We start from the raw sequence: 14,254 nt of genomic DNA on the forward strand, positions 1-14,254 counted from the left end.
CTGGGGCTCCAAGGGGGTCCGAGGGTACGCCGACCCCACCCCTAGGGGAAGGCTGCGACCTGCGGCGTAGGCGAACCCTACCGAGGCGGGAGGCGCCCGGGGTCGGGTCACGGAACACTTGCCACGTAAGGAAAACACTCGAAACCGGGGGAATCCGTGATGAACCGGCCCACTCGTGCGGAACAGCGCAAAGCCCGCAACGCCCTGTTCGGTCAGGCGATCACGATCGCCTTCGCTCTGCTGATGACGGTGGCCGCCGGTCGGTCTTCATCGGGATGAGCCGCGCGTGGGCGACCGGCGAGTTCGCCCACGGGTGCCAAGGTGACGGCCATGAGTGAGCGGCGTCGGGCTGCTCCACCCGCGCGTCGGTGAAGTCGGCATCCTGGTCGAACGCGGCACCGGCGAACGTGGTCGTCCCGGCGAACATCGCGGCGATGAAGGTCGTATACCGAGGGAAAGCCGCGCCGCTGAAGTCGGTGTCGCCGGTGAAGCACGCCCTGTCGAAGTTGACGAAAGGCGAGAACCGGGCCCCGCGGAAGTCCCCGCGGACGATCAGGCTGTCCTGGAGATCGGCACGCACGAGGAAAGTGTCCGCGAAGTCGGGTTCGACGAGGACCGCGTCCTGCAGCTCCAGCTCTTCGACCTCCCAGAACTCGGAGGGCCGGGCCTCCCCCGAGGGCCACCTGAAGTGCCGGGTGAGGAGCCTCTGCGCGGCGAGCCGGACTTCGAGCTCTTCCTCGTCTTCGACCGGGTACTCGAAGGGCTTGCACAAGTAAGCGCAGGTCAGCCCGACGACGTCGTCTCTGGAGTCGGGCTCTTCGCGCCCGTAGCGCTCCAGTGCAGCGAAGCATTCGAGGCGCTCTGCGGCGTCCTCGCTGTCCATCATCTCGACGAAGCGTTCCCAGCGGTCCCGACGGAGCCCCTCGGCCACCTGCTCGGGCCGCAGCCGCCGGTCGCGGCGAGCGCCCTCGATGAACATCCGCCCCAGATAGACCGCGCCCACTCCGAGCGCGACACCCGCCAGCGCCCCTATGACGTGCACCCCCACCATCACCATGCGGCGATTATGCGCGAGAAGGCCCCGGTACTCGACTGAGTAAGGGGAAGGCGCAGGTGACAGCCGGTCCGTCACAACGCTGGCGAGTGAAGGCTCCTTCCACAAGTACATGAAGGCCCCCTTCCTTGCGCCTAACGCAAGGAAGGGGGCCTTCATGTACTTCAGGTGGGAAAGGGGCGCCGGAAAGCGTGGGTCCGGTTGGTCGTGAGTGGCGATTCGGGTTCTAACCCGAATCGCCACTCACGACCCGCTAGACGGGGATGACCGTCGGCACGATCATCGGACGGCGCCGGTAGGTGTCGGCGACCCAGCGGCCGACGACGCGGCGCACGGCCTGCGCGATGCGGTGCGTGTCGGTGATGCCCTCGGCCTCGGTCCTGGCGAGTTCCATCTCCACCATCGGGAGCACGGCGTCGAGTGCCTTGGGGTCGTCGGAGAACCCGCGCCCGGACACTGTCGGCTTGGTGACCGCGCGGCCGGTGCTGGTGTCGACGGCGACCGTGATGGCGATGAAGCCGCCCTCGCCGAGCACGAGCCTGTCGGACAGGGTCGACTCGCCGACGTCGCCGACCGAGAGGCCGTCGACGTACACGTGCCCGACCTCGACCCGGCCGGTGCGCGAAGCCTTGCCATCGACGAGGTCGACCACGACGCCGTCCTCGGCGATGACCACGTTCTCCGGCGCGACACCGGTGCGCACGGCCAGTTCACCGTTGGCACGCAGGTGCTTCCACTCGCCGTGCACCGGCATGACGTTGCTGGGGCGCACCGCGTTGTACAGGTACAGCAGCTCGCCCGCCGACGCGTGGCCGGACACGTGCACCTTGGCGTTGCCCTGGTGCACGACGTTCGCGCCGAGCCGGGTGAGGCCGTTGACGACGCCGAAGACGGCCGTCTCGTTACCGGGGATCATCGAGCTGGCGAGCACGACGGTGTCACCCGCGCGGATCGAGATCTGCCGGTGCTCGCCGCGCGCCATCCGCGAAAGCGCCGACAGCGGCTCGCCCTGCGAACCGGTCGACACGAACAGCACCTTGCTCTCGGGCAGGTCACTGGCCTGGTCGAGGTTGACCAGCAGGCCGTCGGGCACGTTCAGCAGGCCGAGGTCGGCGGCGATGCCCATGTTCCGGACCATCGACCGGCCGACGAAGGCGACCCGGCGGCCGTGCCGCACGGCGGCGTCGAGCACCTGCTGGACGCGGTGCACGTGGCTCGCGAAGCAGGCGACGATGACGCGCTGGCCGACCTTGCGGACGACGTCGTCGAGCACCGGGCCGATGTCGCGTTCCGGCATGACGAACCCGGGCACCTCGGCGTTGGTCGAGTCGACGCAGAACAGGTCCACGCCCTCGTCGCCGAGCCGGGAGAACCCGGCGAGGTCGGTCAGCCTGCCGTCGAGCGGAAGCTGGTCGAGCTTGATGTCACCGGTGTGCAGCACGACCCCCGCGGGCGTGCGGATGGCCACCGCGAGCGCGTCCGGGATCGAGTGGTTGACCGCGAAGAACTCGAGGTCGAAGGCGCCGACCGTGCGGCGCTCCCCCTCGCGGACCTCGATCAGGTTCGGCCGCTGGCGGTGTTCCTTGGCCTTGGCCGCGAGCAGCGCGTTCGTGAACCGCGAACCGTAGATCTTCAGGTCGGGGAACAGCCGCAGGAGGAACGGGACGGCGCCGATGTGGTCCTCGTGCCCGTGGGTGAGGACGAGGCCGTCGATGTCCTCGAGGCGGTCTTCGATCGCGCGGAAGTCGGGCAGGATCAGGTCGACGCCGGGCTGGTCGTCTTCGGGGAAGAGGACTCCGCAGTCGACGATCAGCAGACGGCCGCCGAATTCGAAGACGGTCATGTTGCGGCCGACTTCGCCGATCCCGCCGAGCGCCACGACGCGCAAGGCGCCTTCGGGCAGCGCGGGCGGCGGGGTGGTCGGTCCGGGTCCGGTTGACAATGAACTCACCGAGGCATGGTCCCTACGCTGGTATGTGAGGTCGGCGCCGTGTAGGCCGCCGCTGAATCTGCTTGTGCCACCCGAGCACCATGCCAGTCACTGGCGGCGCTTTCACCGAGCGGCACGCCACCCTGGGCGAGATCGGCTGAAATCGCCTGGAGCTGCTCGTCGCTCGCGGCCACGATGGGCAGCCGCGGGTCTCCGATGTCGAAACCGCGAAGTCGCAGGGCGGCCTTCGAGAACGCGACACCGCCGACCCGGGACATCGCCCGCAGAACGGGCAGCATGCCGCGGTGGTTGGTGCGCGCGGTGGAGGTGTCGCCGGATTCGTAGGCGTCCATCATGCCGCGGATCCGGCCGGCCACGACGTGCCCGATCACGCTGACCACGCCCGCGCCGCCGACGGCGACCCACGGCAGGTTGAGGCCGTCGTCGCCGGAGTAGTAGGCGAGCTGCGAGTTCGCGATGACCTCGGAGCCGGCGATCAGATCGCCCTTGGCGTCCTTGACCGCGAGGATGCGCGGATGCTCGGCGAGCCGCAGCAGCGTGTCGACCTCGATGGGGACGATCGAGCGCGGCGGGATGTCGTAGAGCATCACGGGCAGGCCGGAGGCGTCGGCGACCGTGGTGAAGTGCGCGTAGAGCCCGGCCTGGCTGGGCCGCGAGTAGTACGGGGTGACGACGAGGATGCCGTGGGCGCCCGCCGCTTCGGCCTGCTTCGCCTGCTCGACGCTGTGCGCGGTGTTGTTCGTGCCCGCCCCGGCGACGATCGTCGCGCGATCACCGACGGCTTCGACGACGGCACGGACCAGTTCGGCCTTTTCGGCGTCCGTCGTGGTCGGGCTTTCGCCGGTCGTGCCGTTCACGACAAGACCGTCGTTGCCCAGATCCACGAGGTGTTCGGCCAGCTCCTGCGCCCGCTTCAGGTCCAGCGCGCCGTCGGCGTCGAAGGGGGTGGCCATCGCGGTGAGCACGCGCCCGAACGGTCTTCCCGGCGCTGCGGTGGGTGGAGTGGACATGGTGTGAAGGTACCTCCTGCGCCCGCCGAACCCCTTGCCGACGTGGTCGTTCCCTACGAATGCGGGAGATTTTCCGTGGTTGGGGCGAACTCGGCGCAAACTCTCTGTGACCTATTTGACCTTGGTCTTGATCGGCGACGGGATCTGGCTGCCGTCGGCCTTGGCGAGCAGGCAGAAGAACCCGCGGGAGTAGTTCCGATTCTCCTCGGTGGGCGGACGGAGCCATTCGGCCTCGGTCGGCACGACGGGGCGCCAGATCAGCGCCGACCGCTGCGCCGCCGGGACGGCGTTCGAGTTGAAGGTCGCCGAACACAGCGCTTCGGCGATCCGGCTGACGGCTTCGGCGCCGGGATACGCAGCTTCCTGCGCGTCGTCGTCCGAAGAGGACTCGACGTCGAGCAGGCTGCCCTTGGCGAAGACCTCCAGCAGGTGGTCCTTGTCACAGCTGATGTTGTCGGCCAGGTTGATGCCGTCTTTGAGCGGCACGTTGTAGCAGTCGCCCAAGGACGAGTCGAGTTTGACCTGGCCGTTGATGCCGTAGGTCAAAGTGGGCTGCGCCTGCTTGCTCACCTCGGGCGCGACCATCCAGCGGCCGAGGAAGATCCCGCCGACCAGCGCGCCGATCACGGCGACCGCGGCCAGGCTGAGCCACAGCGGCCGGAGGTTGCGCTTCGCCGGGGCGGGCGCGAGCCGGGTCATCGGCTGGCCGGGATGCAGCATCGCCGTGCCGCCCGAGGGCGGGGTCGGCTGGGCCTGCACGCCCTGCGCGGCCGAGAGCAGGCTGCCCACCTGGTCGTACGACATCCGCGCTTCGGGTTTGGTGACCAGCAGGCCGAGGATCGCGGCGGCCAGCGGGCCCTGGACCCTGGTCAGGTACGGCGCCTCGGTCATGATCGCGTGCAGGGTGGCCGCGGTGGTCGACCGTTCGAACGCGACGATGCCCTCGGCGGCGAAGAACAGCGTCGTGCCCAGCGACCAGAGGTCGGATTCGGGCATCGCGTCGCGGCCTTCGACCCGTTCCGGCGCCATGAACGCGGGTGAGCCGACGATCATGCCGCTGGTGGTCAGGCGCGGGTCGTCGGCGGCGTGGGCGATGCCGAAGTCGGTGAGCTTCACCCGGCCGTCCGGCGCGACCATGATGTTCGCGGGTTTGACGTCGCGGTGCACGATCCCGGCGGCGTGCGCGGCCCGCAGCGCGGACAGCACCCGCTCCCCCACCAGCGCGACCTGCTGGGCGGGCAGGGGCCCGCGCTCGCGGACCAGATCGGCCAGCGTCGGCGCCTCGACCAGCTCCATCACGATGTACGTGGCGCTGTTCTCGGTGACGACGTCGAACACGGTGACCACGGCCGGGTCGTTGAGACGCCCGGCGGAGCGGACCTCGCGCAGCATCCGCTCCGTGAGCACCGAGGCGTCCTCGGGAGCGTTCGGGAACTTCAGCTCCTTGATCGCCACCTGGCGGCCGATCACCTGGTCCTGAGCGCGCCAGACGATCCCCATCCCGCCGCGGCCGAGCTCGCCCAGCAGGGCGTATCGGCCGGCGACGATCCGCGCGCCGGCGGCCTGATACGTCTGCTGGGGCGGCCCGTACGGACGGGTCTGTTCGTCGGTCAAGGTTCGGTGCTCCTTCGGTTCGCGCAGGATGCTAACTCGGACCCGTTCGCGCCCCGAAAGGTTCCTTCTCCCCGCTTCTGGATCAGACCGTGACCTCGTGCCCGGATTCCCGGAGGGCCTTCACCGCTCGTTCCAGCTCGGGGGCCCGGACCAGCACGTGGTCGGTGTCGAATGTGGAGATCGAGAACAGCGCCACCCCGGCGGCGGCCAGTTCGCTCGACAACGCCGCGATGATGCCGGTCAGCGTGAAGGCCAGCGGCCCGCGGACCGACAGGAGCCGCCAGGCGTCCTCGACCGTGGCCCCGGCGGGCGCGAGGCCCGCCGGGCAGATCACCGACAGCTCCTCCGGCGTCCGTGTGATGGAGATCAGCACGGGCTCGCCGGGGTCGAGCAGATTCGCCGGAATCGGCGCGTCCGGGGCGAGGCGGGCGACCGCGTACTCACCGGGCCGGACGTCGATCGCGAGTCGTCGCATCAGCCCTCGAGAACCTTCGGGCTGGACGCGACCTCGGTGCCGTCGGGCAGCGCGGAGATGGTGAAGTCCGCGAACACGTTGCCCGAGGCCTTCTGCAGCTCACGCAGGCAGTCGATGGCCAGGGCGCGGATCTCGACATCGGCGTGCTCGGTGGCGCGCATCGCGATGAAGTGACGCCAGGCGCGGTAGTTGCCGGTGACCACGATGCGGGTCTCGGTCGCGTTCGGCAGCACGGCGCGGGCGGCCTGGCGGGCCTGCTTGCGGCGCAGGGTCGCGCTCGGCACGTCGGCGAACTTCTCCTCCAGCCCGGCGAGCAGCTCGGTGTAGGCGTCGACGGCGGCCTGCGAGGCGGCGAGGAACTTCGCGTGCAGCTCCGGGTCCTGCGCGATGACGTCGGGCTCGACGAACGCGGCGTCGCGCTCCGGGACGTAGCGCTGCGAGAGCTGCGAGTACGAGAAGTGACGGTGACGGATGAGCTCGTGCGTCAGCGACCGGGAGATGCCGGTGATGTAGAAGCTGACGGACCCGTGCTCCAGCACCGACAGGTGGCCGACGTCGATGATGTGCTCGAGGTACCCGGCGTTGGTGGCCGTCTTCGGGTTCGGCTTCTTCCAGGACTGGTAGCAGGCCCGGCCCGCGAATTCGGCCAGCGCCTCACCACCGTCGGCGTCGGTCGACCACGGTACGTCCGACGGCGGGAAGAACTCCGTCTTCGCGATCAGTTGAACCTTGGGTGACACGGTCTCGGCCACGTTCGCACTCCCTTTCGACCCCTGCTCCACGACTCCGGCAGCGTAACCGCAGCCCTCTCTGACACCCCGGCGACATCACGGTGACACCATCGACTCCTTGACTGACATCAGAAGTGACGTCATAGTGGTGTCATGGATCTGACGCCGTACATCACAAGCCTTCGCGAGGACCTCGCGAACACGGCTTCGGCCGGCGACGAGCAGACGCGGCGCGCTGCCGCGCTGCTGTCGTCGGCACTGGAGCCCGCCGCCCGGTTGACCATCATGAACGCCCTGGCCGATCTGGCCGCCGAAGTGACCTCGGCGCTGCCGGGGCACGTCGTCGACGTCCGGCTCGACGGCCGCGACGTGCGCGTCGTCGTCACCGGCTCCGGCGAGAGCGCCGAGCAGTCCGCGCCCCGCCACGAGGCGCCGCGGGAGACCCCGCGCGCCCCCAAGGTCGACACGGGCGACATCACCCGGATCACGCTACGCCTGTTCGAGCAGGTCAAAGGCCAGGCAGAAGCCGCGGCCGCCTCTCAGGGCGTTTCGCTGAACACGTTCGTCTCGCAGGCCGTCCAGGGGGCGCTGGGCAAGAGCGGAAGCGAGCACTGGCAGTACAAGCAGAAGCCGGGCGGCGGTGCCGGTTCGCACCTGCACGGCTGGGTCCAGGGCTGAGGGGGACGGAAATGACCGAGGAAAACATTCCCGCCGGTGAAGAGACCGTGCGCGTCGAAGAGTTCGAGGCCGAGGGCCCGATCGAGATCGACGTGAGCGTGGCCATCGGCCGGGTGACCATCGAACTGACCGCCGAGAGCGGTGTCCACGCCGAGGTCCGCCGTGACGGCGGCGAGCAGCAGCCGTGGGTGGACGGGATGACGAGCCTGCTCAGCTGGGTCGGGGAACGCTTCGGCGACCAGCTCGGCGCCGACCCGCGGACATCGGTGGGTGACGCACTGGCGCAGACGCGGATCGAGAAGGTCGGCAACCGGCTGGTCGTCCAGGCTCCGAAGGCCTGGCAGCTCAAGAACGTCCCGCTCGCCGTGACCGTCCGGGCACCCGCCGGTTCGCATCTCGAGGTGCGGGCCGGGGCGGCCGACGTCACGGTGACCGGTTCCGCCGGACGGGCCGACATCCTGACCGGCTCCGGCGACGTCGGCCTGGAGCGCGCCGACGGTTCGGCGATCGTCCGCACCGGCACCGGCGCCATCAAGCTCGGGCCGACCCTGTCCGGTCTGCAACTGCGCACCGGCAGCGGCTCCGTCGAAGCGTCGTCGGTGAGCGGTTCGGCCACGGTCGCGACCGGCACCGGCGACGTCTGGCTCGGCGAGGTCGCGGGCGAGGTCCTGGCGCGCACCGGCAGCGGCGACCTCTCGGTGGCGGACGCCGCCTCCGGATCGCTGGAGCTGACCACCGGCTCGGGCGAGGTCCGGGTCGGGATCCGCGGCGGTGTCGCCGCTGAGATCGACCTGTCTTCGACGACGGGGTCGGTGTCGAGCGAGCTGGATGTCGCGGAGAGCGCGCCTTCGGAAGGTGACGTCGTGCTGAAGGTTCGGGCGCGGACCGGTACCGGCGACGCGGTGGTGACCAGCGCGGCCAGGTGAGGCCGCGGACTGCAGGGGGATCGGGGGACCTTTGCTCTCACTTTTCCACGGGGGTGGGAGCAAAGGTCCCTTGCTCGTTTCTGGGTCACCCGAGTGCTATGAAAGGCCCGTTACTTGCAAATTTTGCAAGTAACGGGCCTTTCATAGCACTTACGTGAGGGAGAACCGGTCCTCAGCGCACGAGGCGCGAGAGCACGGGAGCGAGGTCGCCCCGCTCCCCCACCACGACCCCGTCCAGCCCCTGCCATTCCGCCATCAGCCGCAGTTCCCCCGCCAGTTCGCTCGCGACTCGCGCGACGTCCACCCCGGGCTCCGCGAAGGCGCCCTGGACGCGAAGCACTCCGGCGGCCCGATCGCATTTGAGGTCCACGCGACCGACGAGTTCGCCGTCGAGAAGGAACGGGAACACGTAGTACCCGTAGATCCGCTTCGGCTCGGGGACGTAGATCTCGATGCGGTAGAAGAAGTCGAAGATGCGCTCGGTCCGGGCGCGTTCCCAGATCAGCGGGTCGAACGGCGACAGCAGCGCGCGGCCGGTGACCGTGCGAGGCGCCTTCGCCGCGACGTGCCGGTACGCCGGCGCGGGCCAGCCGTCCACGATCACCGGTTCCAGCACGCCCGCGTCGACCAGTTCGGCCACCGCCCGCTTGCTGACGTCGGGGCCGAGGCGGTAGTAGTCCCGCAGGTCCGGTTCGGTGCCGATGCCCAGCGCGACGGCCGCGCGGGTGATCAGCTCGCGGGCGCCTTCCTCCGGGCTCACCCGCAGCGACAGGATCTCCGGCGGCACGACGCGTTCGGTCAGGTCGTACAGCCGCTCGAACGACTTCCGGGTGCCGGTGGTCAGCTGTCCCATGCCGAAAAGCCACTCGCAGGCCTTCTTGACCTCCGACCGCTCCCACCACGAGCCGGGCTTGTAACCGCCCGACCCGCTCTCCAGCGCGCGCTCGATGCCGCCCGCGCCGATCGGCCCCCGCTCCTTGACCACGGCGAGGATGTCGTCCACCAGCTGCGGCGTCTGCTCCAGCACCCGCGCGTAGTTCGTCCACCAGCCCATGCGCTTGGCCCCGGACCGCAGGAGCGGCCAGTCCGCCACCGGCAGCAGACTCGCCTCGTGCGCCCAGGATTCGACCAGCATCCGGGGCTTGCGGGCGGAATGCGACCAGGCCGCGTCGTCCACCAGCGAAGGTTCGTACGCGCCGAGCCGGGAGAAGATCGGCATGTAGTGCGCGCGGACCGCGACGTTCACCGAATCCAGCTGCAGCAACTGGGTTCGCGACAACACGCGCTGCAGATGCCGTCTGCTCACCGCGCCACTGGGACGCGCGTCGGCGAACCCTTGCGCGGCCAGGGCGATCCGGCGCGCGACCGGCCCGCTGATGGTCGTAGTGCTCATCTCCCGCATGGTGCCATCCGCCACCGACAGTTTCCGGCGACCTACTAAGTTCTCCCCATGGCCGCCGCCGAAGTCCGCCCAGCAATCGTTTCCGACGCCCCCGAGATCGCCCGCATCCAACGCGACACCTGGCGAAGCGCGTACACGGAACTCCTCGGCGAAGCGGCCGTCGCCGAGCTCGATGTCGTGGAACTCGAGAAGACCTGGGCCGAGACGATCGAGTACCCGGGAACGCGCGTCTTCCTCGCCACCGAAGGCGAGTTCACCGTCGGCTTCTGTGTCGCGGGCCGGGCGCCGGAGAGCGAAGTGGCCGCCGCCGACGGATCGCTGCCCGACGACGCCTCGACGACGGCGCTCGTCGCCTCGCTGCTGGTCGAACCGCGCTGGGGACGGCGCGGGCACGCGGGCCGGCTGCTGGCGAACGCGTCAGCCTGGCTACGAGAGGACGGCGCCACGCGCGGGATCAGCTGGGTCGCCCAGACCGATCACGCGTCACTGGGCTTCTTCCGCCGCGCGGGCTGGTCCCCCGACGGAACCGTCCGCATCCTCGACACCGGAAGCACGAACGTGCGCGAAGTCCGGCTCACCGGCACCCTCGCCCTCGAGCTCACTCCCTGACTTCGCGAACACGACCCAGCGCATCACCGAGTACATGAAGACGCCTTCGCAGGCCCCGGCGATCAGCCGCGACAGGCGGTAGTCGACGCCTAACGCGGCCAGTCCCGCGCCGACGCCGAGCAGGAACGCCAGGTAGTTGACGACGATCGCGACGACGTACAGCGCCGCCTGCCTGCCGACGGGCGCGTGCGAGCGGAAGTTCATACTGCGGTTCAGCACGAAGCTCAGCCCGAACGCCGTCGCGTACGCGAGCGTGATCGCCAGCCACACCGGCAAGCCGAGCCAGCCGCGCAGCAGCACGAGCAGAAGCAGGTCGACCCCGAAGGTGAACCCGTTGATGAGCGCGAAACCGAGGAAACTCGGCGCCACCAGCCGGGAAAGCCCGAAGGGGAGGCGCCGGACCACGGCCGCGCAGAAGTCGGCGAAGCGATCCGCGAAACCCTTGCCGCGGACCGCGTCGTGCACGTCGGCCACGCACCCAGGATGGCAGCGCCAGGTGACCGCGAGCCGACGGTCAGGTGATCTTCTGGTGCGCACCCGAAGCCGGTAACGGGGGCTGGCCCCAGTGCGACCCGTATTTCAGCTGATAACTTGGAGAAGACGAAGATAACGGGGAGGCAACGATGGTGGGCTGGTTGCTCCTGTCGTTCGGCGTCGCCTTCGGTTCCGCGATCCTTCCCATCGTCAGCATCGAGATGTTCCTCATCGGCCTGTGCGCGAGTGAGCCGACGCTGCCGTGGCTGCTGCTCGGCGCCGTCGTCGCGGCCGGTCAGGTCGGCGGGAAGACGCTCTACTACCTGGCCGCGAAGGGCACGATCAAGCTGCCGAAACCCCTGCACGACCGGCTACACCGGGAGCGGCCGCCCACCCCGCGCCGGGAAAGATGGCGAGCGCGCACCAAGAAGATGCGCGCCCGGCTCGACGCCCTTCGCGAGCGCTGTCACCGGCATCCGCACTGGATGGCGGGCACCTACGGGGTGAGCTCGGTCGTCGGGCTGCCGCCGTACATGGCCACGAGCGTGCTCGCGGGACTGGTGAAGATGCCGCTGGCGAGCTTCCTGGCCACGGGTTTCCTGGGCCGTTGGCTGCGGTTCAGCCTGCTGGCCGCCTCCCCCGCCCTGTTCGCGGGCTGGTTCCACTACTGAACCGCCGGCAAGTAGTCCTCTAGTTGCGGGAGGTCGCTTCCAGCTCGACGGCGCGCCGCATCGTGGCGCGGGCCCGTTTCCGGTCCCCGGCGATCTCGTACGCGTAAGCCAGCCGGTACCAGACGCGCCAGTTCTCCTGATCCGCCTCGACCTCGGCCCGGCGCTCGTCGAACCAGGCGTCCGCGGCGTCGCGATCCACCCGGCCCGAAGGCCGCCGGGGCAGATCGGACACGTCGGGCAGGCCGCCTTCTTCGTCCAGCCGCCGCGAAAGCCGCTGGATCTGGACGCCGGAACGCCAGGTGGTCACGATGATCCAGATCCCGAGCAGCGGCAGCAGCAGGACACCGATGCCGAAGATCACCGGCACCGTCTCGCCGGTGCCCAGCAGCGCGATCCCGCGGCCTGCCAGCAGCACGACGTAGATCGCGAGCGCCGCCGTCATCACCAGCGCGAAATTGCGGGCCCTCACAGGTCGAGGATGTTCTCGAGACCGACCGTCAGGCCGGGCCGCGTGAGCACCGAGCGCACGCCGAGCAGCACCCCCGGCATGAACGACGTGCGGTGCAGCGAGTCGTGCCGGATGGTGAGGGTCTCCCCCTCGCCGCCGAACAGGATCTCCTCGTGCGCCACCAGGCCGGGCAGCCGGACGGAGTGCACGCGGACGTTCTCGACGAGCGCGCCGCGGGCACCGTCCACTTCGGACGTCGTGGCGTCGTCGCCCGGTTCGAGCCCGGCTTCCGCGCGGGCCTCGCCGATCAGCCGGGCGGTGTGCGCGGCGGTGCCGGACGGCGCGTCGGCCTTGCGGTTGTGGTGCAGTTCGATGACTTCGGCCGAGTTGTAGAAGCGCGCCGCCTGCTGGGCGAAGCGCATCGCCAGCACCGCGCCGAGGGCGAAGTTCGGCGCGATGAGGACGCCGAGCGACGGGTCGGCGGCGAGCCAGGAGCCCAGCTTCTCCAGCCGTTCCCCGCTGAAGCCGGTGGTGCCGACGACCGCGTGGATCCCGTTGCCGGTCAGGAACTCCAGGTTGTCCATCACCGCGTCGGGATGGGTGAAGTCGACGACGACCTGTGCCGGTTTGAGCGCCGAGAGGTCGTCACCGGCGTCGAGCGCGGCGACGAGTTCCATGTCGTCGGCGCCCTTGACGGCGTTGACCACTTCCTGGCCCATCCGGCCGCGTGCGCCCAGCACGCCGACGCGAATTCCAGCGGTCATGATGCGATCACCTCGTGCAGATCGTCCGGAAGGTCGTCGGCGTGAGCGTACGGCCCGACCACCGCCGCCGCCGACACGCCACCAGGGCGGTGCAGCAGAGTGCGAGCGAGCGCACAGACCTCTTCGGTGGTGACGGCGTCGATCCGCGCCACCGTGTCGTCGACGCCGAGATACCGGCCGTAGTTCAGTTCGTTCTTGCCGATCCGCGACATCCGCGACGAGGTGTCCTCCAAGCCGAGCACGAGCCCGCCCCGCAACTGCCCCTTCGCACGCGCGACCTCGGCTTCGCTCAGCCCGTCCTTGCCGACGAGTTCGAGCACCTCGCGGATCACTCCGGCGACCTCGCCGAGCTTCTCCGGCTGACAGCCCGCGTACACGGCCATGTGCCCGGCGTCGGCGTAGCTCGCGACGGACGAGTACACCTGGTACGCCAGCCCGCGCTTCTCGCGGACCTCCTGGAACAGGCGCGAACTCATCCCGCCGCCGAGCGCGGCGTTGAGCACCGACTGCGCGAACCGCCGTTCGTCGTGGCGCGGCAGCGACCGCAGGCCGAGCATCACGTGCGCCTGCTCGGTGTCGTCGGTGTGCAGCGCGAGTTTCGGCGCCAGCACGATCCGCGCCCGCCCGGTGCGCGGCGGCACCGGTGTCGCCGTTCCGGTCAGCCGGTTCCGCAAAGCCTTGCGCACCAAACGAAGCACTTGGCCGTGCTCGATGTTCCCGGCGACCGCGAGCACCATCCGCGGCAGCGTGTAGCGGCGCCGGTAGAACCCGCGCAACGCCGACGCGGACATCTCGATGATGGACTTCTCGCTGCCCAGCACCGGACGGCCCAGCGCGTGATCGCCCAGGATCGCGCCGACGAACGTCTCGTGCAGCAGGTCTTCGGGGTCGTCGTCGCGCATCGAGATCTCTTCGAGCACGACACTGCGCTCGGTCTCGACGTCCTTGTCCGTGCACAGCGCCTCGAACACGACGTCGGTGACGAGGTCCATCGCGAGCGGCAGGTCCTCGTCGAGCACCTGCGCGTAGTAGCAGGTGTGTTCCTTCGCGGTGAACGCGTTGAACTCCCCGCCGACCGCGTCGATCTCCTCGGCGATCTGGGTGGCGTCACGGTTCGTGGTGCCCTTGAACAGCAGGTGTTCGAGGTAGTGCGCCGCGCCCTCGACCGACGACGGCTCGTCCCGCGATCCGACGCCGACCCACAGCCCGACCGTCACCGACCGGGAGGCGGGAACGTGCTCGGTGATGACCCGGAGGCCACCCGCCAGCACGCTGCGCTTGACCACCGCGCCGTCCGAAGTGGACTCGAGGGTGCGGGTGCTGCCGACGGGCTGTTCGTGCCCGGAAACCTGACGAGCCAACGGATCCCTTACTCACATGTCATGAAAGGGTCGTTCAGGACGAAAAATGTCCTGAACGACCCTTTCATGACGTTTCACAACGTACG

At 69.6% G+C, this 14,254-nt stretch carries 14 protein-coding genes and 1 pseudogene; 4 read left to right on the forward strand and 11 right to left on the reverse strand.

The genetic code is table 11. The annotated features are described in order from the left end of the window. Positions 1 to 220: 220 nt before the first annotated feature. The 6 genes from ACLJRM_RS34205 to thyX all read right to left on the reverse strand — a co-directional run bounded on the left by ACLJRM_RS34205 (position 221) and on the right by thyX (position 6,856). The gene (locus ACLJRM_RS34205; protein WP_410665444.1) at positions 221 to 1,057 is read right to left on the reverse strand and encodes a pentapeptide repeat-containing protein; all 837 of its coding nucleotides are present in this window, start codon (positions 1,055 to 1,057) and stop codon (positions 221 to 223) included. A gap of 250 nt (positions 1,058 to 1,307) precedes the next feature. After that, the gene (locus ACLJRM_RS34210) at positions 1,308 to 2,996 is read right to left on the reverse strand and encodes a ribonuclease J (RefSeq protein WP_369862488.1); all 1,689 of its coding nucleotides are present in this window, start codon (positions 2,994 to 2,996) and stop codon (positions 1,308 to 1,310) included. A gap of 5 nt (positions 2,997 to 3,001) precedes the next feature. After that, the gene (gene dapA / locus ACLJRM_RS34215; RefSeq protein WP_101606305.1) at positions 3,002 to 4,015 is read right to left on the reverse strand and encodes a 4-hydroxy-tetrahydrodipicolinate synthase; all 1,014 of its coding nucleotides are present in this window, start codon (positions 4,013 to 4,015) and stop codon (positions 3,002 to 3,004) included. A 111-nt stretch (positions 4,016 to 4,126) separates the two neighbouring features. Then, positions 4,127 to 5,629, reverse strand: coding sequence for a serine/threonine-protein kinase (locus ACLJRM_RS34220; RefSeq protein WP_410665445.1), 1,503 nt, complete (start codon positions 5,627 to 5,629; stop codon positions 4,127 to 4,129). 82 nt (positions 5,630 to 5,711) lie between these two features. After that, a complete protein-coding gene (locus ACLJRM_RS34225) occupies positions 5,712 to 6,104 on the reverse strand; it encodes an ACT domain-containing protein (protein WP_101606303.1) in 393 nt (130 codons plus the stop codon). Beyond that, positions 6,104 to 6,856 carry an FAD-dependent thymidylate synthase gene (thyX, locus tag ACLJRM_RS34230; RefSeq protein ID WP_005156312.1) on the reverse strand — a complete coding sequence of 251 codons (753 nt, stop codon included), beginning with the start codon at positions 6,854 to 6,856 and terminating at the stop codon, positions 6,104 to 6,106. The genes ACLJRM_RS34225 and thyX overlap by 1 nt, the downstream gene beginning before the upstream one ends. Before the next feature lie 132 nt (positions 6,857 to 6,988). Between thyX and ACLJRM_RS34235 the strand changes: the two genes are divergently transcribed. Together ACLJRM_RS34235 and ACLJRM_RS34240 are read left to right on the forward strand one after the other, a co-directional pair. Continuing rightward, positions 6,989 to 7,513 (forward strand): toxin-antitoxin system HicB family antitoxin, encoded by a 525-nt coding sequence (locus ACLJRM_RS34235; RefSeq protein ID WP_101606302.1) that lies wholly within the window; start codon positions 6,989 to 6,991, stop codon positions 7,511 to 7,513. Between the two features lie 11 nt (positions 7,514 to 7,524). Continuing rightward, on the forward strand, positions 7,525 to 8,439 hold the full coding sequence (locus tag ACLJRM_RS34240) for a DUF4097 family beta strand repeat-containing protein (protein WP_410665446.1): 915 nt from the start codon (positions 7,525 to 7,527) through the stop codon (positions 8,437 to 8,439). Between the two features lie 172 nt (positions 8,440 to 8,611). Here the strand turns inward: ACLJRM_RS34240 and ACLJRM_RS34245 are convergent, their stop codons facing one another. After that, on the reverse strand, positions 8,612 to 9,832 hold the full coding sequence (locus tag ACLJRM_RS34245; protein ID WP_410665447.1) for a winged helix-turn-helix domain-containing protein: 1,221 nt from the start codon (positions 9,830 to 9,832) through the stop codon (positions 8,612 to 8,614). Positions 9,833 to 9,889: 57 nt separating this feature from the next. On the opposite strand from ACLJRM_RS34245, the gene ACLJRM_RS34250 reads away from it, so the two are divergent. Next, on the forward strand, positions 9,890 to 10,450 hold the full coding sequence (locus ACLJRM_RS34250; protein WP_233224242.1) for a GNAT family N-acetyltransferase: 561 nt from the start codon (positions 9,890 to 9,892) through the stop codon (positions 10,448 to 10,450). 66 nt (positions 10,451 to 10,516) lie between these two features. Here the strand turns inward: ACLJRM_RS34250 and ACLJRM_RS34255 are convergent. Further along, positions 10,517 to 10,987 (reverse strand): annotated as a pseudogene (locus tag ACLJRM_RS34255) (GtrA family protein); the annotation flags it as partial. A gap of 86 nt (positions 10,988 to 11,073) precedes the next feature. On the opposite strand from ACLJRM_RS34255, the gene ACLJRM_RS34260 reads away from it, so the two are divergent. Continuing rightward, positions 11,074 to 11,595, forward strand: a complete 522-nt coding sequence (locus tag ACLJRM_RS34260; protein WP_101606298.1) for a YqaA family protein — start codon at positions 11,074 to 11,076, stop codon at positions 11,593 to 11,595. Between the two features lie 19 nt (positions 11,596 to 11,614). Here ACLJRM_RS34260 and ACLJRM_RS34265 read toward each other — a convergent pair whose 3' ends face one another. From ACLJRM_RS34265 to ACLJRM_RS34275, 3 genes are read right to left on the reverse strand one after another with little or no spacing between them, the layout of a single operon-like run. After that, positions 11,615 to 12,064, reverse strand: a complete 450-nt coding sequence (locus ACLJRM_RS34265) for a tetratricopeptide repeat protein (protein WP_101606297.1) — start codon at positions 12,062 to 12,064, stop codon at positions 11,615 to 11,617. After that, positions 12,061 to 12,807 (reverse strand): 4-hydroxy-tetrahydrodipicolinate reductase, encoded by a 747-nt coding sequence (gene dapB, locus ACLJRM_RS34270; protein ID WP_410665448.1) that lies wholly within the window; start codon positions 12,805 to 12,807, stop codon positions 12,061 to 12,063. Before dapB ends, ACLJRM_RS34265 begins: the two co-directional genes overlap by 4 nt. Beyond that, on the reverse strand, positions 12,804 to 14,168 hold the full coding sequence (locus ACLJRM_RS34275) for a M16 family metallopeptidase (protein ID WP_101606295.1): 1,365 nt from the start codon (positions 14,166 to 14,168) through the stop codon (positions 12,804 to 12,806). Before ACLJRM_RS34275 ends, dapB begins: the two co-directional genes overlap by 4 nt. Positions 14,169 to 14,254 lie beyond the last annotated feature (86 nt).

It is taken from the genome of Amycolatopsis sp. lyj-84 (assembly GCF_046549075.1).
Classification (GTDB): Bacteria; Actinomycetota; Actinomycetes; order Mycobacteriales; family Pseudonocardiaceae; genus Amycolatopsis.